The organism is Stygiolobus sp. RP850M, assembly GCF_037389295.1.
GTDB lineage: Archaea > Thermoproteota > Thermoprotei_A > Sulfolobales > Sulfolobaceae > Stygiolobus.
Map to the genome: position 1 here is coordinate 47453 of NZ_JBBHKU010000040.1, position 23775 is coordinate 71227.

Here is a 23775-nt window from a genome sequence, read left to right on the forward strand (position 1 = left end):
GGTGAAATAGTAGTTAAGTTTAAAAAAATGAATATTAAATATAAAAGATGTAAGGTGTGAAAAAATGAGTATTGAAATTAATGAAAAAATTACAATTTTCAAAAGATTTCTCGCAGTAGCTTATGGTCTATCTGAAGCCGAAATAGATGCATTCCTGAAAATCCTTGAAAGTAAAGGAGGAAAGGACGTTGACACAATATCTACCGAACTGGGAATAAGCAAAAGTAGAACCAGCCTCGTGTTAAAGAAATTAGCTGACGCGGGATTGATAGAAAAAGAGAAGGGAGGAAATAGCAAAGGAGGAAGACCTAAGTATATTTACAATGTAAATAGAGAGGAGCTTAAGGAGAAATTAGCCAGAAAAGCTGAAGAACTTTGCAGAGAATTAAAGGGTGTTATTTCGCTTTCTCTGGCCTAAATATTTTTTCAGAAAGGGAGTGTCTTCGATCTTTTCTTTGGTTAAATATTCCAGTAAAAGACCAAGTGGCTTTTCTCTAGTCCTATTCACTCTTATAACCCTAGTCGGAGTTGCAATTATATCTAAAGGTACATCGTAAGGCTCTACGGGTATACTTTCCACTATCTGAATATCATGGACTGTCGTAACAACTGGAGTTTTTTCATTAATCTTATTTAATTCTCTCAATATTGCAAACTCTAACTCACTATACCCTTCTCCTTTGCCTACTCTGTCTCCTGATAGCGTAACCGCTACACTGCCAACTACAACCAAATCTATATTTGGAATAGAATATATATCTGCGACCTCACCGTACTTGGCAAACCCTGAGATTTTAGATGCTTCCCTGAAGTCTTTAATTTTGGATGGGTCTAATAGATAGAAGTCCCCTTTAAGCCTAGGAGTCGGTACTAGAACAATTTTACCTTGGCGTAAAGCTACCTCTCTTACATATCTTTGCGGTGAGTCTGGATTTACCTTGATGAATTTAGCTCTTTGGAATTCAGGAGTACCCGAAAGCTTTTCCGCCGCTTTCTCTGCCCCCTTGAAATTAGGGATTCTACCCAATACTGGCCTAGGAAATGCGGCTATATTAGTTTCCTCCAATAGACTCCAAACTTTTTTTCTAATTTCACATTTTGATAACATAACTTACCCCCTGATAAAGGAAATACACTCCAAATACCGTTAGGACGATTAAAGAAAATATCTTGACATATGAGATGTAATCCTTTCCGTATTTACTGATAACCGCAGGAAATGAAAGGATCCAGATGAGTATACCTAAGAAAAAGCCTGGTGCTATATAAATGGAAAACTGGTCGAGCATAGATATCCCAAAGGTTAGCCACCACCCTATCTGGTAAGGATTAACGAGGGCTGTGGTAAGACCTTTAACGTAACTGCCCTTAATGCTCGTGTTAAAAGTCTTTGTTTTCCAAACACCGTAGGCGAGATATAACATATAAATTCCTCCGATCATGTAAAAGATAAATAAGACGTTCTGAGGTATTAGAGATTTAAAAAAGAACGTTAATAAGAAAAATATGAAGTCAGCAGTCATCGCCCCGGCCCCTACACTGGTTCCGTGTAACGAGGATCTTAAAGATTCATGTGCCATCATAGCATTTATAGGACCGGGTGGTGCGGCGATTGAAAGGCCCATAACAGCACCTATCAATATAATGTAAAAAATGCCCATCAATTTAATTAAATTGAAACACGCTTTAAAGTTGAACTATGCCAAAAGAGATAATTAATTCAGTTTTTCACCTTAACGTAATCTTTTCTCCTCTTAGATAATATACGGTAAATCTGGAAAAAGTTTATTTTAAGTGATGATTTTGTAATCATCATGCAAAATGAAATGGAGGAAAAAGTTAGGTCTCTTTACGAGCAAGGCTATTCAATAAGGAATATTGCATCACTTACTGGTCTCAGTTACGGTAAGGTAAGGAATTTACTTATTAAATCTGGGGTAAAACTTAGAAGTAACAAAGTGGACGAAAATAAGGTTATTGAACTTGCAAAACAAGGAAAGAGTGCGAGAGCTATTAGTAAGGAACTGAAAATTAGCGAATCAACGGTTCTGAGGATACTACAAAAACACAATTTAGGTAGGAGAGTGAGAAAACTAAAGGACAGTGAAATAAAGATGATCGAAGATATGTATAAGCGCGGAGAGTCAATATATAAGATCGCAAAGAAACTAGGAAAATCCACTAACTTAATAGTATATCATTTAAAGAAAATGGGACTTTATAAATCTATTCGTGAATCTTCTTCCACATCTCTCTAGCTAACGTTCCATCATATTTGAACGTATTAACTAACTTTTTAGCTTCTTCCCTTTTGTTTCTATGCTCCTCTAAAAACGCATTTAATTTCTCAACCAGTATACTCTTTAGCTCGCCCGTCAGCATCTTACCACTTCTGTATTCCTCCTCGATTTTCTTTATCTTATTATCGTCTGGTTCAAAAAACATATATAACCACTGAAAGGAAACATCTATATCCGGATTACCTCCGTATTTTCTATGAAGTTCTATTGTAGGTTGTCCTCCAGAGAATGCATATTTCATGATCTTTCTCTCTACAGTTTTAGGATCATCGGTAAGATATATTGCAGATTCTGGTTGAGACGAACTCATTTTACCCTCAGGACCTGTTAAAGGTGGCAGAAATTTGCTGTGGATCTGAGCAGCCTTATAATATCCTAAACTCTCTGCTATATCCCTTTGCAGTCTCCAGTAAGGATCTTGGTCAATACCAGCCGGAATAAGACATCTTTTACGTTCAAACATAGTAGGGGCGATCTGCAGAGCAGGATAAAAGATAATGCCTATGTTAGAAGAGGTGTCTAAGCCGAAAGTAGCCCTTACTTCATTAAACGTCAGCTTCTTGGCTATCTTGATTGCTATAGGGTACATATTTCTAATATACTCCGTATCTTGGAAAATGAAAGTTCTATCGGGGTCAAATCCAACAGCAATTATATCTAAAATATTGTCATATGCCCATTGCCTAGTTTGATCAAGCGTGTAATCGACATTTCTCATGAACTTCTCATCATCTGTGACTTCGATATATACGTTTACCTTAAATTTGTCTTGCAGCCATTTCGTGAATATGAAAGGAATTAAATGTCCAATGTGCATTCCTAAAGAAGGAGCTCTACCGGTGTAAAGGAAAAAGCCTCTTCCGTCTTCATAATCCTTTAATATCAGGTCATAGTCCCTATGAGAAAAGAACACATTACGCCTAAGCATAACGTGAAGTTCATCGTTTATAAGTCTCTTAGTTTTTTCTTTTAGTTCCTCAGTCAGCTTCTGAGTTCCAAACTGAATGATCAACTTATCATAGTCTACCTTTCCCTTAACTTCCCATGGAGTAACGTTAAAATCTTGTGCCACAAATAAATAGGAAAAGGGTTTAATATAAAAAGGATTAAATTAAAAGACATAAGAGAAACTAGACCTTTAGGTCTTCTGATTCTGAACTATTCCGGAAGCGGGTAGCTCTGGGAACTGCTCCTTCATTCTCTGCTCTGCCACCATTGATGCTTCGTCCAGTATCTTTCTTGCCTCTGGTGAAGAGGCTACTCCTGCAGCGCTTACTCCGCCAAACTCTCCAGCCTCGATAACTACCTCTTGTAGACCGTCACCTAGCTCCGCAAGCTCTATGGAAAGTTCGGGCATTACACCCTTCAGTGTCGTCTTCAGCTCGCTGATTACACCCATCACTGGTATCAAGTTAACATAAACGTCGCCTAGTTCAGTTATTGTCTCTAGCCTTAACGATACTTGTTCTAGGGCTATCTGAGTAGTGAGTAACTGCTTAGTTATTTTTCTGATCTCAGCGACTTCGTTAGCATACATGGCTGCTCTTGTGTAGTCTTTGGACATCTGAGCCTCTACTACCCTCTCGAATAGTGACCTATCCCTCTCCTGCATCCTTGCTATATAAGCGTCCAGCCTGCTGATCATTGACCTAACTCTGTACTGTGCTTGTATTAACCTCATCTTGAGGGGGTCCTTGCTCTTTGGAATCTTTTGCTTTTCATTACCACTCCACATCTTTTGGAACTCTTTACCCAACATGGGCAATTAATATATTGTATACGAAAGATTTATAAAGGGGTTGACTAAATAATATACCTTTAATAGGATTCAAACAAAAGAGATCTTTTGGGATAGATATTGCCAACAACAATTGATGATGACCCGGAAGTAGAAATATTACCCGGAAAAGACCTGCTTACCGTAATAATAGACCTGAGAGGGAAGGATTCCAGTAAACTCTTGGTAAAGGCAAATAAAAAACAGCTGTACATCTATGATAACGAGACCAGCAGCGTGATAAAGATAATATCCCTCCCCACCTACGTAGAACCAGATAGCATAAAATACGAATACCACTACGGTACTTGTATAGTTTCTTTGAGAAAGAGTGAGTGAAATGAGCGATCGTGAGTTACCCCTAAACGATTCCCTGAAAAAGAGAATTTACCTTTTTGACTCATATGTAAGAGAGTTTGAAGCTACAGTTACAGACATAACTCCCGAGGGGATTATCCTAGACAGGACTGCGTTCTATCCCGGAGGCGGAGGTTTGGAAGCTGACAGAGGATTTATTCAGATAGATCAGAATAAATTGGAAATTGTGGAAGTGAAAGAGATAAATGGAGAAATCTACCATAAGACGAGTAATTATGAATTACTTCAAAAAGGAATGAAAATAAAGGGAGAGATAGACTGGAATAGAAGGTATAGGATGATGAGGCTGCATACAGCATCTCACATAATAGCTGCAATAGCCTATTCAAAATACGGCGCTAGAATAACCGGAGGTAATATAACTCCAGAATATGCTAAAGACGACTTTTCTATAGAGAACAAAGAAGCACTACAGAAACTCATTGAGGAGGCAAACGGAATTGTCAAAAAATCCCTCCAGGTAAAAGTTTACTTCCTAAGGAGAGAAGAAGCACTAAAAATCCCTGGAATAGTTAAATTGGCAGAAAGGATGCCCCCAGAATTAGAGGTGTGGAGAATTGTAGAAATAGAGGGGGTTGATACACAAGCTGATGGGGGTCCCCATGTTAAAAACACTTCAGAAATAAGTGAAATAGTACTTCTAAAAGTAGAGAATAAGGGAAAGAACAGAAAGAGAATTTATTACACACTCAAACCTTAAGCCCAAACATATTTAATACTTAACACAAACCTTACTCCGAATCCTGCAACTACCCCTATAAAGTTCATTATAGCTAAATAGATTGAGGATAAATGAACAGAGGAGAAGAACAGCAAAAACAATATTGACGTTAAATTACCGTAGGGTAAAATCAACAGTATTAACACAATAACTACTGCGTATTGTACGACTCCTCCAACTAAAGACGATACGTGAAACTTCACCATCCTATTCAGAAAGGAACCTGCCCTTTCTTTCTTAAACGTCCAGACATCATTAAGCAGAAAGTTAAACAAGATCGAAAATTCAATTGCAAGAGCAAGAGAAACAGCTATCGGTAAGACTGGTTTAAGTAATAACAATACACCCTCATTTACGACCGTCCCTAGCCCACCTACTATGGCATATTTTATAATTTTTTCAAGCACGTGTTTAAATCTAACATTACTATTTATAAAACTTTTCACTATTTAGAACATGAGAGATTACCCTTAGTAATTGTGAAGTGCTCTTACTTAAAGTAACTCTTCCGTGAGTCTTTCTTAAACCCATAAACCCTTCTGGCTCTCTTATTTGGTATCCATAAGACCTCAATACGGAATTCAGGATAGAAGTTTCAACCGGAAATTCAAGCAATACGAAATTGGTAACACTCTTATACCACTTGAAAGGAGAAGAGAACGAGTTTAGCAGTTCAGCTATATGACAACGCGTCTTAGAAAGGAAAGACCTTATCTCCTTAGCCGTAACGTGGGAGAAAACATAGTAAACTATACTATTTATCCTCCACGGGGGTGCCAATCTTTCTAAGTTTTTAGAGCTGTGACCTATTGTAAACCCCAGCCTTAAACCTGGAATTGCCAAAGATTTCGTGAAAGACGAAATAATTGTTAAGTTTTCAAACTCCTCAGCCAGTTTAAAATTATTAGGGAGAATACTCAAGTCTATAAATGATTCGTCGAGGTATAATTTACCCCCTCGCTCTAAGAACTCTACTATATCACTATCTTTTATGAACGACCCAGTAGGATTAACTGGGTTACTGGTTATTACACATGACTCTGACGAAGGTAAAGTGTACTCAAATGCGTCATTAAGTTCCCTCGCTAAGTAACTCTTACTCCTCTTGTATTCAGAGAAGTTCGGCTCTAGGACGGAACATGGAGGCAAAAGCGAAATAGCTTCTGACGCACCGTTAAATACACCCACTAATTCAGGACTTAAATTATAGACTTCTGCAATGAGTTCCTTAATTTCCCTATAATCTTCAGAAGGTGGATAATAAGTGTAAATCTCCCTTTTAACTGCCTCACTTATTAACTCCTTCACAAAATCAGGAGTACCCAAGGGATTAAGATTCACACTGAAATCATTAATACTCTCCGGCTCCCCCTTTATCCATTTTACGCCTCCATGCTTCATAATCCCTTATCCCTCAGGTAAGATTCTATTATATTCTTCTCCGCCCTTCTTAGTATCTCGTCAAGTGTGGATAAACTTATATTGAGTTTTTCAGCCAATTTCTTCAACGTTACCTTCCTCGGATAATCATAATAACCAGCCTCAAGGGCTATCCTTAATATCTGTTCTTGCCTTGCGGTAACTATACTCTTGGATCTTACTTTCACAACTTTTATAACCTTCACGTCGATTTTGTTTTCAACAAACTCCCTCAGTACTCTCCGAAATTCAGGATAACCTTCTAAAACCAAAACCCAAACCAATGAGTTATTAATAACATACCCCTGAATAATTGTATATTTTGCAAGAATAGTACTTATTCTGGAATTTACTCTTACTGTACCTAAATAAACATTTTTATCTACTTTTGTAAATGAATTTTGAAATTCTTTAGGGAGTTCCCCTTTAAACTCAATCAGTAGCCTAACGTCTATTTTATCCTGTTTAATATCAAGAATACTAATAGAGTTCTTTTGAACGTTAAAAGTACTTAACCATTCTTCTATAGGAGTTTGTAACTGAACGTGAAGTAGCATCCCGAAATATTTTGGGGTTTAAAATATTTTAAACTAATGGCATTTAGTAATTGGGGATTAGAATGGGCATAGATCCTAATTACAGAACATCAAGGCAAGTAGTAGAAGAACACAACGGGCACAAGGTTTACGGACCTGTCGAACCGCCGAAAACACTGGGGATCCACGGTACAATAGTCGGAGTAGACTTCGATTTATGCATAGCTGATGGTGCGTGCATAAATGCATGCCCAGTTAATGTATTCCAATGGTTTGACACACCCGGGCATCCGGCTTCAGAAAAGAAGGCAGACCCAGTTAACGAACAAGCATGTATCTTCTGTATGGCTTGCGTAAATGTATGCCCAGTAGCTGCAATTGACGTAAAACCACCATAACAAACTTTTCTTTTATTTTCATATCAGAAGACAAGTTCGATATTAATAAACAATAATAAATTATACTTTCACTTATCACAAATAATTTTTACAACTTTTACAGTAAGTAAGCTACACTAAAATGAATACCACCTCTTTCAACAGTGATATAAGAAATAAGGAATTTACTCTATTATCAATATGTTCGATTCTGAATACCCCATTTTTGTTAATATTTCCTTAACCTTATCCCTATGGTCTCCTTGTAACTCTATTTTCCCGTTTTTTACAGTACCTCCTGCTGCTAGCTTAGACTTAAGCTCCGAAGCAATCTTCTTTAAATCCGCGTCTGTACCATTCAACCCCTCTATTATCGTAACCTCTTTTCCGTATCTCCTTTTCTCGACCTTTATTTTAATAAATTGTTCTTCTCTATTTAGTTGTTCGCATATTTCGGGGGGTAATCCGCCACAGAGATCAGACATTCTCAAACACTTTATTACTAATACGGCTTTTTCAACTTTTCTGTTAACAGTTAGGTTTATATTTACTGGAGTAGATGAGAGTGGAGATGGCAAGATATAGATGTGGCAAGTGTTGGAAGGAATTTGACGATGCACAGCTTAAAGCACTACCTGGGGTCAGGTGCCCCTATTGTGGATATAAAGTAATATTCATGGTAAGAAAGCCTACAGTTAAAGTAGTGAAAGCTATCTAATCCCCTTTATCAATTTAGCTATAACTTTTTCAACAGACTCTCCCATACTCTTTAGTTCCTCAAAAGTCCCCATCCACTTTATACTACCGTTTGATATTACCATGACCTTATCCGTTAATTTATCAGCTACGGACATTATGTGAGTCGACACTACGAAGGTCGAATCCCTGAAAGACCGGAAAAGCTCGATAACTAAGTCCTGAGTTGGAATATCAAGATAATTCAAAGGCTCGTCCAGTAAAAGTATCTCAGGAGAGTGGAGGACAGCCATAGCTATAGCCAACTTTTGCCTACTCCCCCTAGAAAGTTCAACCGCTTTATATTTTCTATACTTATCGAGCTCCAGAAGTTCAAGTAACTTCTCAGCCCTATCCTCGTTTTTTATCCCCCTGAGAACCATCATAAACTTAAGATTGTCTTCCACAGTCAACGCTGGGAAAGGGTCAGCGTCCTCAGGCAAATAACCGATTAACCTTTTTGCGTCCAAAGAAGTAGGATCGTGACCCTTAATATTGACCTCTCCCTTATCAGGTTTTATAAGCCCCGCAAGAATCTTGAGAGTAGTACTCTTCCCAGCTCCGTTAGGCCCGAGGAGAGCCCATTTCTCACTGCACTTTACTTCAAAAGAAATTCCGTTCAATACTACGATATCTCCATAACGCTTAAGAAGATCCTTAACTTTTATACATTCCACAAGAGATAAGTAAAAGAAAATATAGTATTAAAACTCAGATGGAGGAAAAAGGGAAGAAAAAGAAGAAAAGAGATTAGATGAACCTTTACTGACTCGGGATCTGTATCTTTAATTCTTGGGTGAGCTCCTTATACCTATTCCTAACCGTTACCTCCGTAACCCCGGCTACTTGTGCTATCTCCTTTTGCGTCCTCCTCTCGTCGTTTAATAAAGCAGCAATATATATAGCAGCGGCAGCAAGACCAGCAGGGTCTTTACCTGCAGTCAACCCCATATTTTTCGCCTTTTCTATGATATCTGCAGCAGTCCTCATTGTAGCACCGCTAAGTCCTAATAAGTTACCTATCCTAGTTACATAATCCTTGGGGTCACTTACCGGGACGTCTATATCTAACTCCCTAAGAATCAGTCTGTAACACCTCGCAACTTCTTTCCTATTCGCCTTAGTGAACTGTGCTATCTCGTCTAAGGTCCTCGCCATTTTCATCCTTCTACACGCAGCGTAAATTGAAGCGGCTACAACGCTCTCTATAGACCTCCCTCTGACAAGCCCCTTCTCTACGGCTTTTCTATAGATTAACGCAGCCTCATCCTTTACTGCTTTAGACAAATTAAGTAAATTCCCGATCCTTTCAAGCTCATTCATAGCTTGTGCTAGGTTTCTGTCTATAGATGACTGTATCCTAGCCCTTATCTGCCACTTCCTCCATCTAAGGACTTCTAACCTTCTCTTAGGATCTAGGCTTCTACCCATTGCGTCTTTATCCTTCCAGTCTATTACGGTAGATATACCCATATCATGTATCGTTTGGTTAAGAGGACCTCCTACCCTACTTCTTTTCTCCTTTTCTTCTGGGGTAAAAGCCCTCCATTCAGGACCCTGATCAATTATCCTCTCTTCAATTACCTCTCCAGTTTCGGTACAGATGTACTCTCCCCTTTCCTCGTCAAATATAATCTTGTCAGGAGGACAAATCGAGGAAGAAGGTTGAAGATTAGCTTGCTTTTCTTCTACCATTAAACCACCACCAATTACACAAAAATTTAAAAACCCTTTAATGTTAAAGGATAGAAACATTTATAAACTTTTCGATCTTAAAAAGTTCAGAGAATCCGTTAAAAAATCAACTAATATAATATATCATATGAAAGCTTTTATTATCGGAATGACTTTAATAATTATTGGAGTTCTATTAATAACGGCTAGTGCGATAATACCGGGTAACGTTTCTTCATCTAGTACAAGTTTTGCGGGGGTAATATTCCTCGGACCTTTTCCGATAGTGATCGGAGGAGGAAACCCGTCAATGATGCCTACACTATTAGCCTTCGCCTTAGGGTTTACGGTAATAGCTTTGCTATTCTATTTAGTTCCACTAATACTTAATAAGAAGACTAAGCAGTAAAGGGATTATTACCTTATCTTTATCATTAAATACTGTGAAGTGGTTAACAAACTGTGGTAGTCCATGGAAGAAAAGTTTATGTTGTTCTAGGAGGGTGATTTGGTGTCATTCGATAACAAAGGGTTAGGAGAACGTGAACCTAATGACCCTTATGTCTCAAACTGCAGTAAAACGAGAGCCATATGCCCCGAGTTAAAGTACCTTTCTTGCTAAAACACTGAAATCCTCAGAGCACTTTTTGACGAAGGTCTCGTAAATGCAGTAGAATGGAAAGAGCTTTACTCAAGACCAGAGCCTAAGGTGGTCGAAGTTGGTAAGGTAATACATATGCTCTTGGGAATCGCAATCGGCGACAGTCTAGGATATCCAGTAGAACACCTGAGTCCAGAGAAAAGATTGAAAAAGTATGGTCTGATCACCTCCTATATAAACAGAAGAGCCCTACCATCAGATGACACACAACTAACTTTCGATACTGTCAAGGTGATATTGGAGCATGGTAGGATAGTTCCATGGGAGTTAGCGAGGATTTTTGCGTCACATCGTATCTCTGGAATGGGCAGAACTGTCAAGGAGTTCCTAAAAAATTACAGGAAGAGAGGATTACCTTGGTATAGGACTGGGGTGAAAAGGCCCAGTAACGGAGCCTTCATGAGAATATCGCCCGTGATCATCCCGAACTTGAAGTCCGAAGAAAATTATCTGGTTGACGCTGTACTGGACACATTAATAACACATAACGAACCGTTGGCTATAGCCTCCTCTGTGGCCTTTGCTGATATGCTCTGGAACGTGATAAATAGTAATGGACGTATAGATGCGAAATGGATAATCGAAAGGTTCGTCCTTGTGATAAGCAAATTAACAGGCGATAAGAAATACAAGACGAGGGAGAGAGCCAGGGTTAGATACGAGGGACCAGCCTCCGAGTTCATAAGAGACCAGGTATACTATGCACTGGATAGAGGTCTAAGTGTCCAGGGACTCTCGAAAACTATAGGCTCTGGAGGTTACCTGCTGGAAACTGTTCCTAATGTCCTCTTCTTATTTGTGAGGTATCTTAACGATCCACAGAGAGGAATTATAGAGGCGGTTAATTTTACTAAGGATAGCGATACGATAGCATCAATTGTTGCATCTGTGTTTGGGGCATTATACGGTAGGCAAGCCTCTAGGGAGGAATGGATAAGGCAGTTACCGGGTAAGCTTCTTAAACACGGTCAAGATGGTGAAGTCTTCCAGTTACTGAATTGCGTTGGGGCATTCCTGACTTCATGAGTCTATCATCTGTAACTAGTTCTTTGAACGTCATAAAATAACTAAGGCTTCTGACCAATCTAAATGGAACGAAATGGATTTAATCTTTAACGGCTCATTGAGGTTGAGGGAATTGCTGGATTTTCTTAAAACGTTCTTGGGGTTAGGAAGGGAGACAAAATCCCGTGAAGTCCTTAGAAAACCATCAAGGAGAGAGTATAACTATATCTTGGAAATAAGACCGATCTTGGAGAAGTACAAACTAAAATCCTTAATGAGAGAATTAAGGTCTTACCCTGAGTTCCAGCTACACAGAGTACCGCACATCACATTAGTGTATAACTTCAAGCCGAGGGTTGAAGATTATAAGATAATTCGGGCTGTGGCTGACGTTAGCAAGAATTACGATGGTGATCAATTTCACTTCTTTTACGACGGGGTGGAGGTCAAGAAAGGAGGAAGGGGATACATTATCGCCCTGAGGATAATCCCATCTGAGGAACTCAAATCTTTCAGGGATGAGGTATACAAGGTCTTGAAGGCAGTGATAGTTCAGAGGCCAGATGTAGAGAAGTATAATGATAACCTCTGGTTTCACGCAGCCTTGTCCTTCCGCTCCCATAAGAACCCAGAAGACGTCCTGCCTAGGGAACTGTTAACTAAGCTCAACAATTTTTTCTTCAAGAGCACCGCAATGAGGATAACTTTACTGCACAAAGGTAAAATAAGGTACGAATATGACACCTTAACCAGCAAGATTTTGAGTAGATCTGAAGCCCTTTCCAAAGAGGAACTCAGGACAACGTATTTCGAATATAGGAAGAGGATGCTCAAACTCGGCTTGAGCAGGGTAGAACTGGACAATGTTTGGCTCACAGCCGATCACCACTTCGGACACGCGAACATCATCAAGTACTCGGCCCGCCCATTCACAAACGTTATGGAGATGAATGAGTTCCTAATAGAGAGATGGAACGAATTGGTTTCGCCCAACGATAAGGTTTTCGTATTAGGCGACTTCTCTTTCTCGAATCCTGAGAATTACCTGAGGAGACTTAAGGGGAAGAAGATACTGATCCAAGGTAATCACGACCCTCCGGGTATAGGACCGGAATCTTTAGAAATAAGTTACGAGAGAGGTAAGTTCGTTCTTTCCCATTATCCGTTGAACGTTGCTGAATGGAACGTTCACGGTCACGTCCATAACAACAAGCTTAAGGAGTATCCTTTCTTGAATAGACAAACTAAGAAAATAAACGTTGGAGTGGACTTGACTAAGTTCTATCCCGTCAACCTCAGATGGATAATTGAGTTAGTGGAGAGCGGTAACTCTTACCTTTTCATGCCTTGATCACCTCATTTTCAGTGAATTCAAAGAGGGGAATGTAAACCCTTTTACAGGCTATTAATTATTTTCAAATTTCTAAGTAGTAACTGAACAAGGACGATTAGGATACTTAACGGAGACGAGCACGTTTTTATAAATTTTCGCAGAAGTCGGGAATTTTTATCACCTTCTTTCCACTCCACGAACTCCATGAATTTTTCGCACAAATCAGAATCTTTGCCGTCTTCTTTCTACCCCACGCTGATCGTTCTATTAGAATGAGTATTTAAACCCGCGTTACTTAACATTCTTAGAATGCCTAGTTTCTACGTCACTTCTAAATTCTATATAAAAGAGATCAAAGGAAAGTATTATGTTTACTCCATGGAGAAGGATGAAGGCGGTAAGCAAAGGCATTATTACGTCGCACCTTTAGAAAGGATAATTGAGACATACGTTAACATCGGGAGTGGGGAGGAACCCCCACAGTGCCGCGGCCGGGATTTGAACCCGGGTCACAGGCTCGAAAGGCCTGCATACTGTCGGCGCGTAGAGCTTGACCGGGCTATACTACCGCGGCATTTATATACTACTCCCTAGATATTTATAAGATTTACGTAACTCCTTATAAGCATTCATCTTAAAAGTCATTCGAAAAGTGACCAACATAATCTACGTCCATACGTAATTTACTGCCAAATCTTCTAATTAATTTGATATGCAGTATCGAAGGTGTGTATATCCATAACAACTGGAATATGATCACATAGTAGCACTAAAATTTCGCCATAGAATTGTAAGAATAACTAAAAATATATTGTAGTACGACTAGGTTATTAAAAAATTTTAAACAACTGAATGCGTAATATTCTTGATAAGCGAGACAACTGTTTTATAGGAAAACAGTAGTTCAATGACTAGTTTCAGAGAAATAGCTGTGTTTTTATCTAGATTGGATATTGTGATAGAGCAGTTATAAGCGGTAGAGTGTTTACCTTGCAAACAGTATGTTTAATGAGTGACCAAAACAAGATGTAAATTAATGTTCGTCATATACAAAGTCTAGGACTCTCACTATTAGCAACCGAAGCCCAATTTAATCTGACAAAGACTTCATTATAGCATAATACAATACGCTCAACACATTGCGGTACAATAAGGTTTTTATATTGAAGTACAATAAAGTATATTGAGGTAAAATGCCCAGACCCGGCTATAAATCAGTATATTTCCCAGATGAAGAGTTGTGGAAGAGGATAGTTGATGAGGCTGAGAAAAGGAAAGTAAGCGTTTATGAAGTGCTGAAGGACGCTTTTGAGTGTTATATGAAGGAAAAGGAAGGAAATAGAACGAGTTTAGAAGAAATAGTTAAGGAACTGCAAGAATTGAAGAGGAGGGTCGAGGAGTTGGAAAAGAAGGTTAAATAGGAAAACTCCCCAGTTTACTGAGAAAAATTCAGCTTATCAACGTCTCAATCATTTTTCTAACTCTGTCCTTAACTTGAGAAATTTCCGCAACTATCCCGTCATCTTGGAGTTCAAAAGTAGCGAAGCTAAACACTTCATCTAGCTGGAAGTATACCCTCAGCAGTTATACTAACTCTTCTATATTCCTTTGAGTTTGCAGTACCTCACTCATAGTCCTTCACCTCTAAATAATGTAAGTACTGGACTAGAGAATTCCTAGCTCCTCCAGCTTATTTAAAATTTCCGAATTATAGCCCTCCATAATCTTCATAGCATCGTTGATATGGTATAAAGCCTCCAAAAGCTCCAATAACTTATCACCCTGGACTTGCGTGGTTCATCCCCGCGAAGTGATTTCTTCTATTTGCATCATTTCCCGCCTTACTTTCACTATCTCATTCCTTAGTTCAGTACTAGCTAACTGCTTTAGTGTTTCGATATGACAGCACCTTCCTCTGAAAGTAAACCCTTTCACAATCGCAGGAAGCCTTAGTGATTTTTAGGCTGACTGGGTCTAGCGCTAGCATTGTATAATGTACTGGGTTAGGGCTGGACTTTCATCGTATATACGCTGAAACGATTATGCCTTCAGATAAATACGTAAAAACATCTAACCTTTAATCTGATTTTTGGTATTTGTGTGGAAACCATGTTTGCTCTATATGATATTTCATATCACAAGACCTATAATATAGCATATGTACGTGTATACATGGCACGAATATATTATAAGTAGTTCAACAGTATAGTTAATAGGGGATTCAAAATGGTGATAACGCATGAGTTAACCGATGAGCAGAAAAAGATTTTAGAGAGAATGCATAACAGAGTAGATTATATTTTCGAGACCTATAGAGAATACTTTGACGCGTTAGCTGAATTTGACAGAACTGGAGTTCTGAAAATTCACGGAAAAGTCCTCTATGTAAGGAAATATGAGAATGAAAAAGAAAACGAGGATAAATATCTCAATGTCCAATAATCCGTTGTATAATTCCTCTTATCTTGTTTATTGCATGCTCGTCTTCTTCTGGCGGGTTGTCAGCAACCTCAGTCAATGTCTTTATAAGTAAATCTAGTAAATCTGGCAATATTGATATTTTATCATTAAATAACTCATGTAAAATATGTAATAACAACCCTAAAGTGGTTCTCTTATTGCCGTCAACGAAAGGATGAGAAGTTATTAAGTGGTAAGTTAATACTGCTAGACTCCTGCTAATATCATTACTACGCATGAGGTCTTCTATAGCAGAATATATTGCGATACTCACATCGCCTAAGTTAATTACTCCCTGTTCCGTGTAAGGATCGTTACTAACAACCTTATCATGTATCTCAATGATAAGAGGTTCTTTATCACTTTCTCCTCTCCTCCACTCTTCAAACTCGTTCAGTAGCCCTGTTAAGATCTGCATTAACTTTCTTTCCATAGAAAGTCGACCTTAACTACTGGCTTCTATTAAACTATATAATTCTTTAAGCTTTTCAACTACCCTTTTACCCTTTTCTGTTAATTTAATATACCTCCTTTTAGGAAAGCCTCTAGTTTCCTCGATCTCTTCTACTACTCCCCACTCCTTTAAGCTTTTAACAGCATTATTTACCGGAGCTGTTGAACTTTTTGTAAGTTCTATCACCTTCCTTAGTGTTGCTTTATCATTTCCATATAGGGCTAATAACACCCTCTTTTGCTTTTCCGTTAGTACTCCATTTTTAATCCTAATCTTATCAGAAGTAATGCCGTTACTGCTATGAAAATTAAATACCTCACCTTATCCTCCATGTATGACTTCATTAGTTCTCTAACAGCTTCAACAAAATGCGTTACTAAACAAGTTAGTGAGATTAAGAAATTAGCACGTGAGCATGCTGATAAGATAAGTCTAAAGTATGCTAAGCAAATTTAAGGAATTATTTTAAAACTCCAATGAACTCTACACATCTTATATTAAGTACTGTTAATATTCCTAGTTATGGTTCAGCGTATTACTAATAACGATTTTTACATATACTTCTTGAGACTTTGAGCTAGTCAGAAAACCTTAGATGAGACTCATTGAATTTTCTTACTGTTGTATTTCCACAAAATTCAGTTTTTTGCATAACTAAGGGATTGTTATCGTGATTCTTTCAATCTCACGTATGATATGATAATTATCATTCCTTAAATAGCCCTACGTGATAAATATAAATAGGCTGAAGGTACCGGTAATAAAGTTTTCACATTTGGTGATATAAGGATTCGTGAGGTTAAGGGAAAGTATTATGTTTACTCAATAGAGAAGGGTGATGGCAGTCAGAGAAGAGACCATTACATAGGTTCTTTAGAACAAATCATAAAGGAATATTACGATATGAAGTGCCGCGGCCGGGATTTGAACCCGGGCCACAGGCTTGAGAGGCCTGCATTAGGGGGGACACCCCCTAAGACCCCCCATGCTATTTACGACGAATTGAAAGGAGTTAGAATAATCGACTCGAGTGCAACGCTTTCTAAAAACTCTGAAATTTTCGCGTCTGACCTACTCAAATTCGAAATTGTTCTACGTAGTAAGAACATCAGCGAAGATACGATAAAACAATATATCTCGTGCGTCAAACAGAATAAGAAAGACTCGAATAACTGCATCAAAGCATGGCGTAATTTCTACAAACTCGTGTTGAACAGAGACCCGCCCGAAACTTTGAAAGTCAAGAAGACTAAAGCAGACCTACGTATCCCTTCACTCGACGAGATTAGGCAGACGTTAGAGAGGGCTAGACAATATCCTAATTTATATTTACTATATAGCTTACTCTTAGAGAGCGGGATAAGGGAAAGTGAGGCATTAAAGGTACTTAATGATTACGATAGCACACGTGATAGATGTGAAAACGGTATATGTGCTTACGAAATTAATTGGGTCAGGGGTCAGAAAGGGTCATTCTACGCGTTTCACATAACGCCTTTGCAGAGGGTCAAGATCTCTAAGTCTTACGTAGACAAGTACACAAAGAAATTGGGCTTAGTACCGCCTAAATACTTCCGCAAATTCGTCGCAACGAAGATGGCGGAGTTGGGCGTACCGTTGGACGTTATCGATTTTATCCAGGGGCGTAAGCCTACCCGCGTATTGACTCAACACTACGTATCGTTATTCGGAATCGCGAAAGAGCATTATAAGAAGTACGCGGAGTGGTTATATACAACTGTATATAGTGAGAAGTAATGAGGTAGGGTTACTCCTACTACTATCGCTTTTTGAAATTTTGAGAGGTCCTGCTATTATTTTTTGAAATTTTAGTCCGAGGACCTTTCGAAAATTGTAAAATTGATAGAAAAGCTTATATAATGTGTATATAAACTTTATGGTTTTTCAGAAAACGTTCTCTTCATCAGAAAAAGACGTTATTGCTTAAATAGGGGTATATAAGCTTTATTGCCCTGATTCTGTGTTCTCATCTTCATCTATTATATTTAATGAATATAACGAGTTCATCAGAGCTAACTTTTATCGTCGTCGGATTACCGCAAATCGGACAGATGACACTTATTTTTTCACCCGTCTATAACAAAGCGTTATTTCGCCGTCCTTAGTTTCTACTTTAAGCTCAAACTCATCATCTGGTTTTATATCGAGTGATGTAACGATTTCGCGTGGTATATTTAGATAAAACGTTTCTTGTCCAGGCTTACCGCCTCTGTGAACTCTTGGTTTCATAGGTAACTGTTCTTACGAATCTTTATATAAATATTTCGGGCGAAACGTTTAAATATGCGTGTAGTCTATTGTTTAATTAGGCGTACGAATATGTCCACGCAAATTCAATTCGGGGATAAATGGGTTCAAGTTAAAGGAAGTATTTTTTATCTAACTCCTCCCACGCGAACAAGATGGTGAGGGAACTATGATAGTACCGGTTCACGTACATTATCGTGACCTGGAAGAGTTGTGTTATTACGACGACTGGGAAAAGAGCGTTATATGCGACGACTACAACGCCGACCACGAGTACACGGTAGACGAAGTCGAATTCGATAGGGCTGACCTGGAAGACATAGTTAACGAGTACTTCGACGACATTATCGATATCCTACTAAGGAATCATAAAAGTAGGATTAGCAAACTGTTAAAGGTGCGGTATGACCAACGCTTTTGAAATAATTGGTAACACAGAGTTTTATTGACGTTTTGTTTTATATTATCATTATTCAAACCGTTACCTGGAGTGATAGCAAAATGTCGAGTAAGGCGATTGCATACATCAGACTAAAGGAAGAGGATAAGGCGATATTAAGGAAGATAGCAGAATACTACGACGTCTCGGAATCAGATGCAGTAAAAATAGCGGTAAAGCACTTGGCGAAGGAGTTAGGACTCCTCTCTTCATAAGTTAATCCGTTTTTTCCCGTTTTCGTCACGTGGTCAGGGTGAGACGCATGGGGCTATTTAAATCTAAGTCGAATTCGGGTAAAAAAGATGACGGTCGCTCAGAAAAGGGCGACCGGAAAAAGGTAAAGTACGTGTATCTCTCGTCGAAAAAGGCGGTATTCCTAGTAACGGGCGAACCGCGTGAGAACAAGTACTCGTACGGCGTGCCGATAATACCACTTCACGGGATTTACTATTCGTCAAAAGATAAGCGTAGATATACGGCGAAAGAACTGAGCGATTACTACGTCGTGCTGAATATCGACAAAGATGATGCAGACGCACTGAAGGGGAAGAAGGTCGTCGTGTTGGGCTATAACGATAACGAAATGTTAGTCATAACCGATAACGGGGGTGACGAAAATGGTGATAGTGAGGCGTAAAGACCTCTTCAGACCTAAGAAAAAATCTAAGACGGACGAGACTGAAAAAGTCTCAACGAAAAGCGAAAAAGTGAAATCGTCAACTCAAAACCGGGGAAAACCCGGCGTTTCCGGCGGAAATTCGCCGGTTTCGCCGGTTTCGCCGGATTCACCCCGGGTTTCAGTTGACGATTTCAAAAAATCTCAGACAGACGAGAAATTCATAACGAGAGAAAAAGTGGAGAGTGAGGACGGACATAAAGTCAAGATAGACGTCTATCGTACCGGCGAAGAAGAGGTAATAGAGGGCGATAAGGTCGTACGGAGAGCTAAGCTGAAGTTCGTAATAATGTACCGTGACGTCGTTAAAGAGTGCGTCGACGACTGTCGTGACGCGATAGCTGAGGTCGCGTATGCAACTGACTATAAAGTACCAAAGAAGGCGATTAGTGCGAAACTAGCCGAACTAAGAGGAGAGTACGGCGAAATAGAAGAGAAACCGCTTATCGATTACGTACGCCAAAAGTACCCTGACCGCCTCAACGAGATCGAAAAGGATCCTATAGCCTGGATATTGCAAAGGACCAATGAAATCGTAGGGTATGAACGACTCAAATTGGTGACGTTTTTGTCGTTAGTGTCAACGCGTATGGAAAGGGTAATGGGCATGTCTCGAATACACATAATGTTAGTCGGCGGCAGTGGTGTCGGTAAATCGTCGACCGTGAAGAGCGTACTAAAGTACGCCGAAGATATCGTTATTCCGTCGACCAGAATCACACAAAACGCGTTGGGCTATCTTAACGTCGACACGTTTGACGGTCATGTATTATTTATCGAACAAATCGATAGGCAAAATATGAATTACCTACGTGAATTAATGACGGAAGAGAAGATATGCACGACGGTTACCGAAAGAGAGGCTGACGAGAACGGAAATGAGCGTCTTGTCAGTCGTCAACGTTGTATCGAAGGACAACCCGCGGTAATAACTACGTCAGTCGTTGACACTATTGACGTCGACAAAGAGCAAATCTTTAACCGTATGTTGAAAGTTTACGTTAAGACAGACTCGTCGACTGAGGACAAGATATGGAAAAGTATTATGCAAAGGACGAAAGTCGAGATTAGCCCCGTCGACGCTATGGTATTCAAAGCGTGGTTATCGACCAGACCGTCGCACGCTAATATACCGGAAGACGTTACGAGAGCCGTAATCGAGTTTATGAAGAAACTAAAGGAGTACACGAGAGAGCCGTTAAACCGCACTGTAGAAGTAGCCCGTAACTTAATAATCGTTACGGCAATAATGAGAGGAAGAACTGAGGCAACGTTAGAGGACTGGCAATTTGTCGCGGAGAACTTTCAACTCGACCTATTGTACAACGGTCTCGGACTGACGGAAAGAGACGTAGAGATAATTGAAGTATTGCCTGATGAGAAAGGTCTTAAGTCGTCAGAGGTCTCAGACGCGTTGAAAGTGTCGAAACAATACGCTCTTAACTTGTTGAAGAACTTAGAGCGGAAAGGCGTAGTCGAAGGAGTGAAAGATGACGGCAAAACGTTCACCTGGAGTCTAACGGCTCTCGGAAGAAGGATTAAGGCGTTAGTCAACAATATCGATAAGGACGTCGTCGAAGTCCGCAACGATAAGGGCGAACTTGTCGGTGTCGTCGATAGCAAATTTCGTGATGACGCTAACGCCGGAAATGATAGAGGAGATGCCGTGCCAGGGAATGACGGAGACACAATGCAAAGAGGCGACGGCGAAACTAACCGAGTTATTGAGGCGTATCGATACCTAAAGGACCACGGTTGGACTCTCGTAACTGATTTGACGGGTTGGTTTGGCGAAGACGTGATCGAGAAGTTAAAGCAAAAGGACCTAGTCACGTTCAACGTCATCAACGGCGTCGAATATGTCACCGCTAAGTGACGGCGAACGTTATGACCCTGACGACCCTGAACAACGCGAATGTCTCCGAAAGGCGAAATGTTATGTCGATAGGACCGTCGACCCGCCGGTGATACGTATGATTAAGGACGACGACGATTATGAGATCGTCGGTTGGGTATGGCTAACGAATTACGGCGAACTAAAGGCGAACGGTGTAAAAGTAACGAAAGGAGACGGGTATTTCATATATAATAATAAGAAATATTTGCCAGGCGTTTACTACCTGATTCGTCGCCATGGACGTGAGTTTTTAGTCAGCGAAGAATTCCTCAAGTCGCTTTGAATTTTTCGCATAAATGAGGGATCTTTATCGTCTCCTTCAAACTCCACACTAATCGTTCTATTAGAATAAGTATTTAAACCCGCGTTATTTAACATTCTTAGAATGTCTAATTTCTACGTCAATTCTAAATTCTATGTAAAAGAGATTAAAGGAAAGTATTATGTTTACTCCATAGAGAAGGACGAAGGCGGTAAGCAAAGGCACCGTTACGTCGCACCTTTAGATAAGATAATAGAAACTTACATAGCATTAGGGGGAGTGGGGGATATTCCCCCACAGTGCCGCGGCCGGGATTTGAACCCGGGCCACAGGCTTGAGAGGCCTGCATACTGTCGGCGCGTAGAGCTTGACCGGGCTATACTACCGCGGCATTAATATCTTATATTAACGACCTTAAAAGATTTACGTAAGGAGGAGCAATTCAGTTATTTGCTAATGCTTTCCAGAGGTTGAGCCAGGCGTGTTAAATCCCTTCTAAGGACGTTAAACCAAGCTGTGAATGGATCTGTTGTAGAATAGAGCGGAAAAGTCACATGCAATGTTGTATAGCTTATTATATAGCTAATGGTATATCTTAACATAATGTATTCACTAAATTTTACACGAAAATGGGATTTAGCTCTGTTCGAATTCACCGGGTTGCTGAGAGAGGTTGGGAAATAACCTCGTAATGATGATAGGCTTAGGTGAGGACGAGAGTGTTTATGATAGTAATATCCTCGTCGTAGTTAAAGACAAGACAGACAATGCCATAATGAACGTCATAGAGACCGCACTGAACGTAAACTCAAAGTACGACTGCCCGATAAACTTTTACGTGTAATCGAAAATGGAGAAGGTCGATGGCCTCTTAGAAGAGGCAAAAAATGACATAGAGGCTGGTTGTTATAATAAAGACATTTCAGCCTATTACTTTACGGTAAGGATGGAAGTCGAGAAATTGACTGATAGGCTTAGGACTATGATACCCAGAAGGGATGACAAGTTGATTAATATTTTAAAGTATATGGATATGGACGAGCTATCGAAAGACATGTTCTATTTTATGAAAGAAGGAAGAACGCGGACTATGGCCGTGAAAGTTTAGGTGAAGAGGTAGCAGTAAAGTGTTTTGAACTATTAAGGCGTTTAGTGGAAGAAATAAGGAGGATTAGGAGACAAAAACATATAATCGTAGAGATTTGAAGCTCGTGGCTTGTATCGTGTGGATGTAATAATAATTAAGTATCGACGATTGCTCGATGAAGTGAAGTCGTGTCAAGAGACTGAAAATGTGTACTCATGGTGCTACTAACCTAGAATTTCGCATAAGTCTAAGATTTCGTAATGACGTTATTGTGACAAGCTAGCGTAATGACTAGAGAATGAACGCGAAGTAATATCTCGGAAAGACTCTTACTCAACATTCTAGGCATGAATATACCAGTTCAGCTGATCATGAACAATGTTTACGTAAAAAGTTTCTTGAGATTAAGATTGCTGTCTGGCTTTCCACACCATTGCTGCCGTTTCCAAAATCAACTTCGCTGCTAATACTGAGGTAATCCCGGAGGGGTCAAAAGGAGGCGATACTTCTACAACGTCAAAGCCTACGACCCTCTTATCGATTACTAAGGACATTATGTCTAACACTGTGGTAGGGTCTAATCCTTCCGGCTCCGGTGTGGCGACTCCCGGGGCGTAGGAGGGATCGATCCCGTCCATGTCATACGTAATATACACTTTATTACACTCCTTGAGAGTCGTTACTATTTTTTGTGCAACTTCTCTAACTCCTAACAGCTTTACTTGCTTAGGTGTGAAGTAACTTATCCCCCTTTCGTTAGCGTATTCGATCTCTTCCCTTGACACAGCCCTAGTCCCTATCTCTATTATTTTTACCCCGTCCTCGGAGATCCTCCTCATCACGCACGCGTGGTCATACTTATACCCCAAGTAGTCGTCCCTTAAGTCCAAGTGAGCGTCAACACTTACCAAGCAATCGGGTCTTATCCCCCTAGTAGTACCTATTGTTACGGTGTGCTCTCCTCCTATACCTACGACTACTTTCCCTTTTTCAGCAAAGTAGGAGACTACTTCACCTATTCTCCTCACGTTCTCTTCATTATTTGAGGGGTGGAGTATTACGTCCCCTACGTCGTTAAATCCTATCTCTCCCATGTCGACTCCGCTCCTTATGGAGTAGAACTCTATGTACTGTGCTGTGTCTCTTATCACTGATGGTGCAAACCTAGAGCCGGGTCGGAAGCTACTGGTGGTGTCTATGGGAAGCCCTACGATCACAAAGGGAGATGCGGGTCTGTTAAACCCCGCAAAGGTTCTGCTGTTCTCGTTGAGAAATAATAGTCTGCTGTCAGCCATGAGTAGAAGTTTTTTATCCCG

General features: G+C 39.8%; 33 protein-coding genes, 2 tRNA genes and 3 pseudogenes. 22 read left to right on the plus strand and 16 right to left on the minus strand.

The features are described 5' to 3' along the window. Nucleotides 1-64 precede the first annotated feature (64 nt). Nucleotides 65-418, plus strand: coding sequence for a helix-turn-helix domain-containing protein (locus tag WIW52_RS04210; RefSeq protein ID WP_156005328.1), 354 nt, complete (start codon nucleotides 65-67; stop codon nucleotides 416-418). On the opposite strand, the gene WIW52_RS04215 is transcribed toward WIW52_RS04210, so the two are convergent. Then, a complete protein-coding gene (locus WIW52_RS04215) occupies nucleotides 386-1108 on the minus strand; it encodes a 5-formyltetrahydrofolate cyclo-ligase (RefSeq protein ID WP_337708805.1) in 723 nt (240 codons plus the stop codon). The genes WIW52_RS04210 and WIW52_RS04215 overlap by 33 nt on opposite strands. Continuing rightward, nucleotides 1092-1661, minus strand: coding sequence for a LysE family transporter (locus tag WIW52_RS04220; RefSeq protein ID WP_337708807.1), 570 nt, complete (start codon nucleotides 1659-1661; stop codon nucleotides 1092-1094). Before WIW52_RS04220 ends, WIW52_RS04215 begins: the two co-directional genes overlap by 17 nt. 150 nt (nucleotides 1662-1811) lie before the next feature. On the opposite strand from WIW52_RS04220, the gene cbp1 reads away from it, so the two are divergent. After that, nucleotides 1812-2258, plus strand: a complete 447-nt coding sequence (cbp1, locus tag WIW52_RS04225) for a CRISPR DNA repeat-binding protein Cbp1 (RefSeq protein WP_337708926.1) — start codon at nucleotides 1812-1814, stop codon at nucleotides 2256-2258. Here cbp1 and WIW52_RS04230 read toward each other — a convergent pair. Continuing rightward, nucleotides 2227-3372 carry a tryptophan--tRNA ligase gene (locus tag WIW52_RS04230; protein ID WP_337708809.1) on the minus strand — a complete coding sequence of 382 codons (1146 nt, stop codon included), beginning with the start codon at nucleotides 3370-3372 and terminating at the stop codon, nucleotides 2227-2229. The genes cbp1 and WIW52_RS04230 overlap by 32 nt on opposite strands. Before the next feature lie 66 nt (nucleotides 3373-3438). Beyond that, nucleotides 3439-4059, minus strand: coding sequence for a cell division protein CdvB1/B2 (cdvB1/B2, locus tag WIW52_RS04235; protein WP_337699443.1), 621 nt, complete (start codon nucleotides 4057-4059; stop codon nucleotides 3439-3441). Nucleotides 4060-4158: 99 nt separating this feature from the next. Here cdvB1/B2 and WIW52_RS04240 point away from each other — a divergent pair, with 99 nt between their 5' ends. Next, a complete protein-coding gene (locus WIW52_RS04240) occupies nucleotides 4159-4416 on the plus strand; it encodes a hypothetical protein (RefSeq protein ID WP_337699405.1) in 258 nt (85 codons plus the stop codon). A gap of 34 nt (nucleotides 4417-4450) precedes the next feature. Then, complete coding sequence (gene alaXM / locus WIW52_RS04245) at nucleotides 4451-5155, plus strand: alanyl-tRNA editing protein AlaXM (RefSeq protein ID WP_337708928.1); 705 nt, start codon at nucleotides 4451-4453, stop codon at nucleotides 5153-5155. On the opposite strand, the gene WIW52_RS04250 is transcribed toward alaXM, so the two are convergent. From WIW52_RS04250 to WIW52_RS04260, 3 genes are read right to left on the minus strand one after another with little or no spacing between them, the layout of a single operon-like run. Further along, nucleotides 5152-5583: a GtrA family protein gene (locus WIW52_RS04250; RefSeq protein WP_337708810.1), complete on the minus strand. Its 432-nt coding sequence runs from the start codon at nucleotides 5581-5583 to the stop codon at nucleotides 5152-5154. The two genes, alaXM and WIW52_RS04250, sit on opposite strands and share 4 nt — an antisense overlap. Before the next feature lie 19 nt (nucleotides 5584-5602). After that, complete coding sequence (locus tag WIW52_RS04255; protein ID WP_337708811.1) at nucleotides 5603-6577, minus strand: aminotransferase class I/II-fold pyridoxal phosphate-dependent enzyme; 975 nt, start codon at nucleotides 6575-6577, stop codon at nucleotides 5603-5605. Continuing rightward, on the minus strand, nucleotides 6574-7152 hold the full coding sequence (locus WIW52_RS04260) for a helix-turn-helix domain-containing protein (protein WP_337699412.1): 579 nt from the start codon (nucleotides 7150-7152) through the stop codon (nucleotides 6574-6576). Before WIW52_RS04260 ends, WIW52_RS04255 begins: the two co-directional genes overlap by 4 nt. A 62-nt stretch (nucleotides 7153-7214) precedes the next feature. On the opposite strand from WIW52_RS04260, the gene zfx1 reads away from it, so the two are divergent. Beyond that, the gene (gene zfx1, locus WIW52_RS04265; protein ID WP_337699414.1) at nucleotides 7215-7529 is read left to right on the plus strand and encodes a zinc-containing ferredoxin Zfx1; all 315 of its coding nucleotides are present in this window, start codon (nucleotides 7215-7217) and stop codon (nucleotides 7527-7529) included. 164 nt (nucleotides 7530-7693) lie between these two features. On the opposite strand, the gene yciH is transcribed toward zfx1, so the two are convergent. Continuing rightward, nucleotides 7694-7993 carry a stress response translation initiation inhibitor YciH gene (yciH, locus tag WIW52_RS04270; protein WP_337699416.1) on the minus strand — a complete coding sequence of 100 codons (300 nt, stop codon included), beginning with the start codon at nucleotides 7991-7993 and terminating at the stop codon, nucleotides 7694-7696. 86 nt (nucleotides 7994-8079) lie between these two features. On the opposite strand from yciH, the gene WIW52_RS04275 reads away from it, so the two are divergent. After that, nucleotides 8080-8226: a DNA-directed RNA polymerase subunit P gene (locus tag WIW52_RS04275; RefSeq protein WP_156005298.1), complete on the plus strand. Its 147-nt coding sequence runs from the start codon at nucleotides 8080-8082 to the stop codon at nucleotides 8224-8226. Here WIW52_RS04275 and WIW52_RS04280 read toward each other — a convergent pair. Together WIW52_RS04280 and WIW52_RS04285 are read right to left on the minus strand one after the other, a co-directional pair. Continuing rightward, nucleotides 8219-8920, minus strand: coding sequence for an ABC transporter ATP-binding protein (locus WIW52_RS04280; RefSeq protein ID WP_337708813.1), 702 nt, complete (start codon nucleotides 8918-8920; stop codon nucleotides 8219-8221). The two genes, WIW52_RS04275 and WIW52_RS04280, sit on opposite strands and share 8 nt — an antisense overlap. Before the next feature lie 85 nt (nucleotides 8921-9005). Then, nucleotides 9006-9938: a transcription initiation factor IIB gene (locus WIW52_RS04285; RefSeq protein WP_337708815.1), complete on the minus strand. Its 933-nt coding sequence runs from the start codon at nucleotides 9936-9938 to the stop codon at nucleotides 9006-9008. Between the two features lie 127 nt (nucleotides 9939-10065). Here WIW52_RS04285 and WIW52_RS04290 point away from each other — a divergent pair, with 127 nt between their 5' ends. From WIW52_RS04290 to WIW52_RS04305, 4 genes and pseudogenes are all read left to right on the plus strand, one after another. Continuing rightward, nucleotides 10066-10326 (plus strand): TIGR00304 family membrane protein, encoded by a 261-nt coding sequence (locus WIW52_RS04290; protein ID WP_337708817.1) that lies wholly within the window; start codon nucleotides 10066-10068, stop codon nucleotides 10324-10326. A gap of 300 nt (nucleotides 10327-10626) precedes the next feature. Beyond that, nucleotides 10627-11604 (plus strand): ADP-ribosylglycohydrolase family protein, encoded by a 978-nt coding sequence (locus tag WIW52_RS04295; RefSeq protein ID WP_337708818.1) that lies wholly within the window; start codon nucleotides 10627-10629, stop codon nucleotides 11602-11604. 73 nt (nucleotides 11605-11677) lie between these two features. Further along, the gene (locus WIW52_RS04300) at nucleotides 11678-12934 is read left to right on the plus strand and encodes a 2'-5' RNA ligase family protein (protein WP_337708820.1); all 1257 of its coding nucleotides are present in this window, start codon (nucleotides 11678-11680) and stop codon (nucleotides 12932-12934) included. A gap of 360 nt (nucleotides 12935-13294) precedes the next feature. Continuing rightward, a pseudogene (locus tag WIW52_RS04305) lies at nucleotides 13295-13366 on the plus strand (putative integrase); the annotation flags it as partial. Between the two features lie 33 nt (nucleotides 13367-13399). On the opposite strand, the gene WIW52_RS04310 reads toward WIW52_RS04305, so the two are convergent. After that, a tRNA-Glu gene (locus tag WIW52_RS04310) sits at nucleotides 13400-13490 on the minus strand. Nucleotides 13491-14109: 619 nt separating this feature from the next. On the opposite strand from WIW52_RS04310, the gene WIW52_RS04315 reads away from it, so the two are divergent. Next, nucleotides 14110-14337 carry a hypothetical protein gene (locus WIW52_RS04315; protein ID WP_009989931.1) on the plus strand — a complete coding sequence of 76 codons (228 nt, stop codon included), beginning with the start codon at nucleotides 14110-14112 and terminating at the stop codon, nucleotides 14335-14337. A gap of 805 nt (nucleotides 14338-15142) precedes the next feature. After that, nucleotides 15143-15358: a hypothetical protein gene (locus tag WIW52_RS04320; protein ID WP_337708834.1), complete on the plus strand. Its 216-nt coding sequence runs from the start codon at nucleotides 15143-15145 to the stop codon at nucleotides 15356-15358. On the opposite strand, the gene WIW52_RS04325 is transcribed toward WIW52_RS04320, so the two are convergent. Then, nucleotides 15345-15809 carry a type II toxin-antitoxin system death-on-curing family toxin gene (locus WIW52_RS04325; protein ID WP_337708836.1) on the minus strand — a complete coding sequence of 155 codons (465 nt, stop codon included), beginning with the start codon at nucleotides 15807-15809 and terminating at the stop codon, nucleotides 15345-15347. The two genes, WIW52_RS04320 and WIW52_RS04325, sit on opposite strands and share 14 nt — an antisense overlap. A 12-nt stretch (nucleotides 15810-15821) precedes the next feature. Beyond that, on the minus strand, nucleotides 15822-16061 hold the full coding sequence (locus WIW52_RS04330; RefSeq protein ID WP_337708838.1) for a MarR family transcriptional regulator: 240 nt from the start codon (nucleotides 16059-16061) through the stop codon (nucleotides 15822-15824). Nucleotides 16062-16613: 552 nt separating this feature from the next. On the opposite strand from WIW52_RS04330, the pseudogene WIW52_RS04335 reads away from it, so the two are divergent. Both WIW52_RS04335 and WIW52_RS04340 read left to right on the plus strand, forming a co-directional pair. Then, nucleotides 16614-16766: pseudogene (locus WIW52_RS04335) on the plus strand (putative integrase); the annotation flags it as partial. A gap of 66 nt (nucleotides 16767-16832) precedes the next feature. Continuing rightward, nucleotides 16833-17588: an integrase gene (locus WIW52_RS04340; RefSeq protein WP_443295540.1), complete on the plus strand. Its 756-nt coding sequence runs from the start codon at nucleotides 16833-16835 to the stop codon at nucleotides 17586-17588. 321 nt (nucleotides 17589-17909) lie between these two features. Here WIW52_RS04340 and WIW52_RS04345 read toward each other — a convergent pair whose 3' ends face one another. Continuing rightward, nucleotides 17910-18080: an AbrB/MazE/SpoVT family DNA-binding domain-containing protein gene (locus tag WIW52_RS04345; RefSeq protein WP_337708841.1), complete on the minus strand. Its 171-nt coding sequence runs from the start codon at nucleotides 18078-18080 to the stop codon at nucleotides 17910-17912. A 187-nt stretch (nucleotides 18081-18267) separates the two neighbouring features. Between WIW52_RS04345 and WIW52_RS04350 the strand changes: the two genes are divergently transcribed. The 6 genes and pseudogenes from WIW52_RS04350 to WIW52_RS04375 form a co-directional block, all read left to right on the plus strand. Further along, nucleotides 18268-18519, plus strand: a complete 252-nt coding sequence (locus tag WIW52_RS04350) for a cysteinyl-tRNA synthetase (protein WP_337708842.1) — start codon at nucleotides 18268-18270, stop codon at nucleotides 18517-18519. 80 nt (nucleotides 18520-18599) lie between these two features. Next, on the plus strand, nucleotides 18600-18752 hold the full coding sequence (locus tag WIW52_RS04355) for a CopG family transcriptional regulator (protein WP_337708743.1): 153 nt from the start codon (nucleotides 18600-18602) through the stop codon (nucleotides 18750-18752). Nucleotides 18753-18799: 47 nt separating this feature from the next. Beyond that, nucleotides 18800-19174: a hypothetical protein gene (locus WIW52_RS04360; RefSeq protein WP_337708843.1), complete on the plus strand. Its 375-nt coding sequence runs from the start codon at nucleotides 18800-18802 to the stop codon at nucleotides 19172-19174. Next, nucleotides 19155-21089: a transcriptional regulator gene (locus WIW52_RS04365; protein ID WP_337708845.1), complete on the plus strand. Its 1935-nt coding sequence runs from the start codon at nucleotides 19155-19157 to the stop codon at nucleotides 21087-21089. The genes WIW52_RS04360 and WIW52_RS04365 overlap by 20 nt, the downstream gene beginning before the upstream one ends. Further along, entirely contained in the window at nucleotides 21073-21393 is a 321-nt protein-coding gene (locus WIW52_RS04370; RefSeq protein WP_337708847.1) for a hypothetical protein, read from the plus strand. The genes WIW52_RS04365 and WIW52_RS04370 overlap by 17 nt, the downstream gene beginning before the upstream one ends. A gap of 102 nt (nucleotides 21394-21495) precedes the next feature. Beyond that, a pseudogene (locus WIW52_RS04375) lies at nucleotides 21496-21639 on the plus strand (putative integrase); the annotation flags it as partial. A 33-nt stretch (nucleotides 21640-21672) separates the two neighbouring features. Here the strand turns inward: WIW52_RS04375 and WIW52_RS04380 are convergent. Continuing rightward, nucleotides 21673-21763: transfer RNA gene (locus WIW52_RS04380), tRNA-Glu, on the minus strand. Between the two features lie 282 nt (nucleotides 21764-22045). Between WIW52_RS04380 and WIW52_RS04385 the strand changes: the two genes are divergently transcribed. Then, complete coding sequence (locus WIW52_RS04385; protein ID WP_337708848.1) at nucleotides 22046-22216, plus strand: hypothetical protein; 171 nt, start codon at nucleotides 22046-22048, stop codon at nucleotides 22214-22216. Nucleotides 22217-22222: 6 nt separating this feature from the next. Continuing rightward, complete coding sequence (locus WIW52_RS04390; RefSeq protein WP_337708850.1) at nucleotides 22223-22480, plus strand: hypothetical protein; 258 nt, start codon at nucleotides 22223-22225, stop codon at nucleotides 22478-22480. A 383-nt stretch (nucleotides 22481-22863) separates the two neighbouring features. Here the strand turns inward: WIW52_RS04390 and speB are convergent, their stop codons facing one another. After that, entirely contained in the window at nucleotides 22864-23754 is an 891-nt protein-coding gene (gene speB, locus WIW52_RS04395; protein WP_337708852.1) for an agmatinase, read from the minus strand. Between the last annotated feature and the right edge of the window lie 21 nt (nucleotides 23755-23775).

Excerpts from the sequence above, each read along its gene's own strand:
- WIW52_RS04365 (WP_337708845.1), top strand. The coding sequence starts at position 19,155 with ATGGTGATAGTGAGGCGTAAAGACCTCTTCAGACCTAAGAAAAAATCT.
- WIW52_RS04215 (WP_337708805.1), bottom strand. The coding sequence starts at position 1,108 with ATGTTATCAAAATGTGAAATTAGAAAAAAAGTTTGGAGTCTATTGGAG.
- WIW52_RS04290 (WP_337708817.1), top strand. The coding sequence starts at position 10,066 with ATGAAAGCTTTTATTATCGGAATGACTTTAATAATTATTGGAGTTCTA.
- WIW52_RS04345 (WP_337708841.1), bottom strand. The coding sequence starts at position 18,080 with ATGAAACCAAGAGTTCACAGAGGCGGTAAGCCTGGACAAGAAACGTTT.
- cdvB1/B2 (WP_337699443.1), bottom strand. The coding sequence starts at position 4,059 with ATGTTGGGTAAAGAGTTCCAAAAGATGTGGAGTGGTAATGAAAAGCAA.
- WIW52_RS04260 (WP_337699412.1), bottom strand. The coding sequence starts at position 7,152 with ATGCTACTTCACGTTCAGTTACAAACTCCTATAGAAGAATGGTTAAGT.
- WIW52_RS04285 (WP_337708815.1), bottom strand. The coding sequence starts at position 9,938 with ATGGTAGAAGAAAAGCAAGCTAATCTTCAACCTTCTTCCTCGATTTGT.
- WIW52_RS04320 (WP_337708834.1), top strand. The coding sequence starts at position 15,143 with ATGGTGATAACGCATGAGTTAACCGATGAGCAGAAAAAGATTTTAGAG.
- WIW52_RS04255 (WP_337708811.1), bottom strand. The coding sequence starts at position 6,577 with ATGAAGCATGGAGGCGTAAAATGGATAAAGGGGGAGCCGGAGAGTATT.
- WIW52_RS04220 (WP_337708807.1), bottom strand. The coding sequence starts at position 1,661 with ATGGGCATTTTTTACATTATATTGATAGGTGCTGTTATGGGCCTTTCA.
- speB (WP_337708852.1), bottom strand. The coding sequence starts at position 23,754 with ATGGCTGACAGCAGACTATTATTTCTCAACGAGAACAGCAGAACCTTT.
- WIW52_RS04210 (WP_156005328.1), top strand. The coding sequence starts at position 65 with ATGAGTATTGAAATTAATGAAAAAATTACAATTTTCAAAAGATTTCTC.
- WIW52_RS04275 (WP_156005298.1), top strand. The coding sequence starts at position 8,080 with ATGGCAAGATATAGATGTGGCAAGTGTTGGAAGGAATTTGACGATGCA.
- WIW52_RS04360 (WP_337708843.1), top strand. The coding sequence starts at position 18,800 with ATGGGGCTATTTAAATCTAAGTCGAATTCGGGTAAAAAAGATGACGGT.
- WIW52_RS04325 (WP_337708836.1), bottom strand. The coding sequence starts at position 15,809 with ATGGAAAGAAAGTTAATGCAGATCTTAACAGGGCTACTGAACGAGTTT.
- yciH (WP_337699416.1), bottom strand. The coding sequence starts at position 7,993 with ATGTCTGATCTCTGTGGCGGATTACCCCCCGAAATATGCGAACAACTA.
- WIW52_RS04300 (WP_337708820.1), top strand. The coding sequence starts at position 11,678 with ATGGATTTAATCTTTAACGGCTCATTGAGGTTGAGGGAATTGCTGGAT.
- WIW52_RS04315 (WP_009989931.1), top strand. The coding sequence starts at position 14,110 with ATGCCCAGACCCGGCTATAAATCAGTATATTTCCCAGATGAAGAGTTG.
- WIW52_RS04350 (WP_337708842.1), top strand. The coding sequence starts at position 18,268 with ATGATAGTACCGGTTCACGTACATTATCGTGACCTGGAAGAGTTGTGT.
- WIW52_RS04370 (WP_337708847.1), top strand. The coding sequence starts at position 21,073 with ATGTCACCGCTAAGTGACGGCGAACGTTATGACCCTGACGACCCTGAA.
- zfx1 (WP_337699414.1), top strand. The coding sequence starts at position 7,215 with ATGGGCATAGATCCTAATTACAGAACATCAAGGCAAGTAGTAGAAGAA.
- WIW52_RS04390 (WP_337708850.1), top strand. The coding sequence starts at position 22,223 with ATGGAGAAGGTCGATGGCCTCTTAGAAGAGGCAAAAAATGACATAGAG.
- WIW52_RS04355 (WP_337708743.1), top strand. The coding sequence starts at position 18,600 with ATGTCGAGTAAGGCGATTGCATACATCAGACTAAAGGAAGAGGATAAG.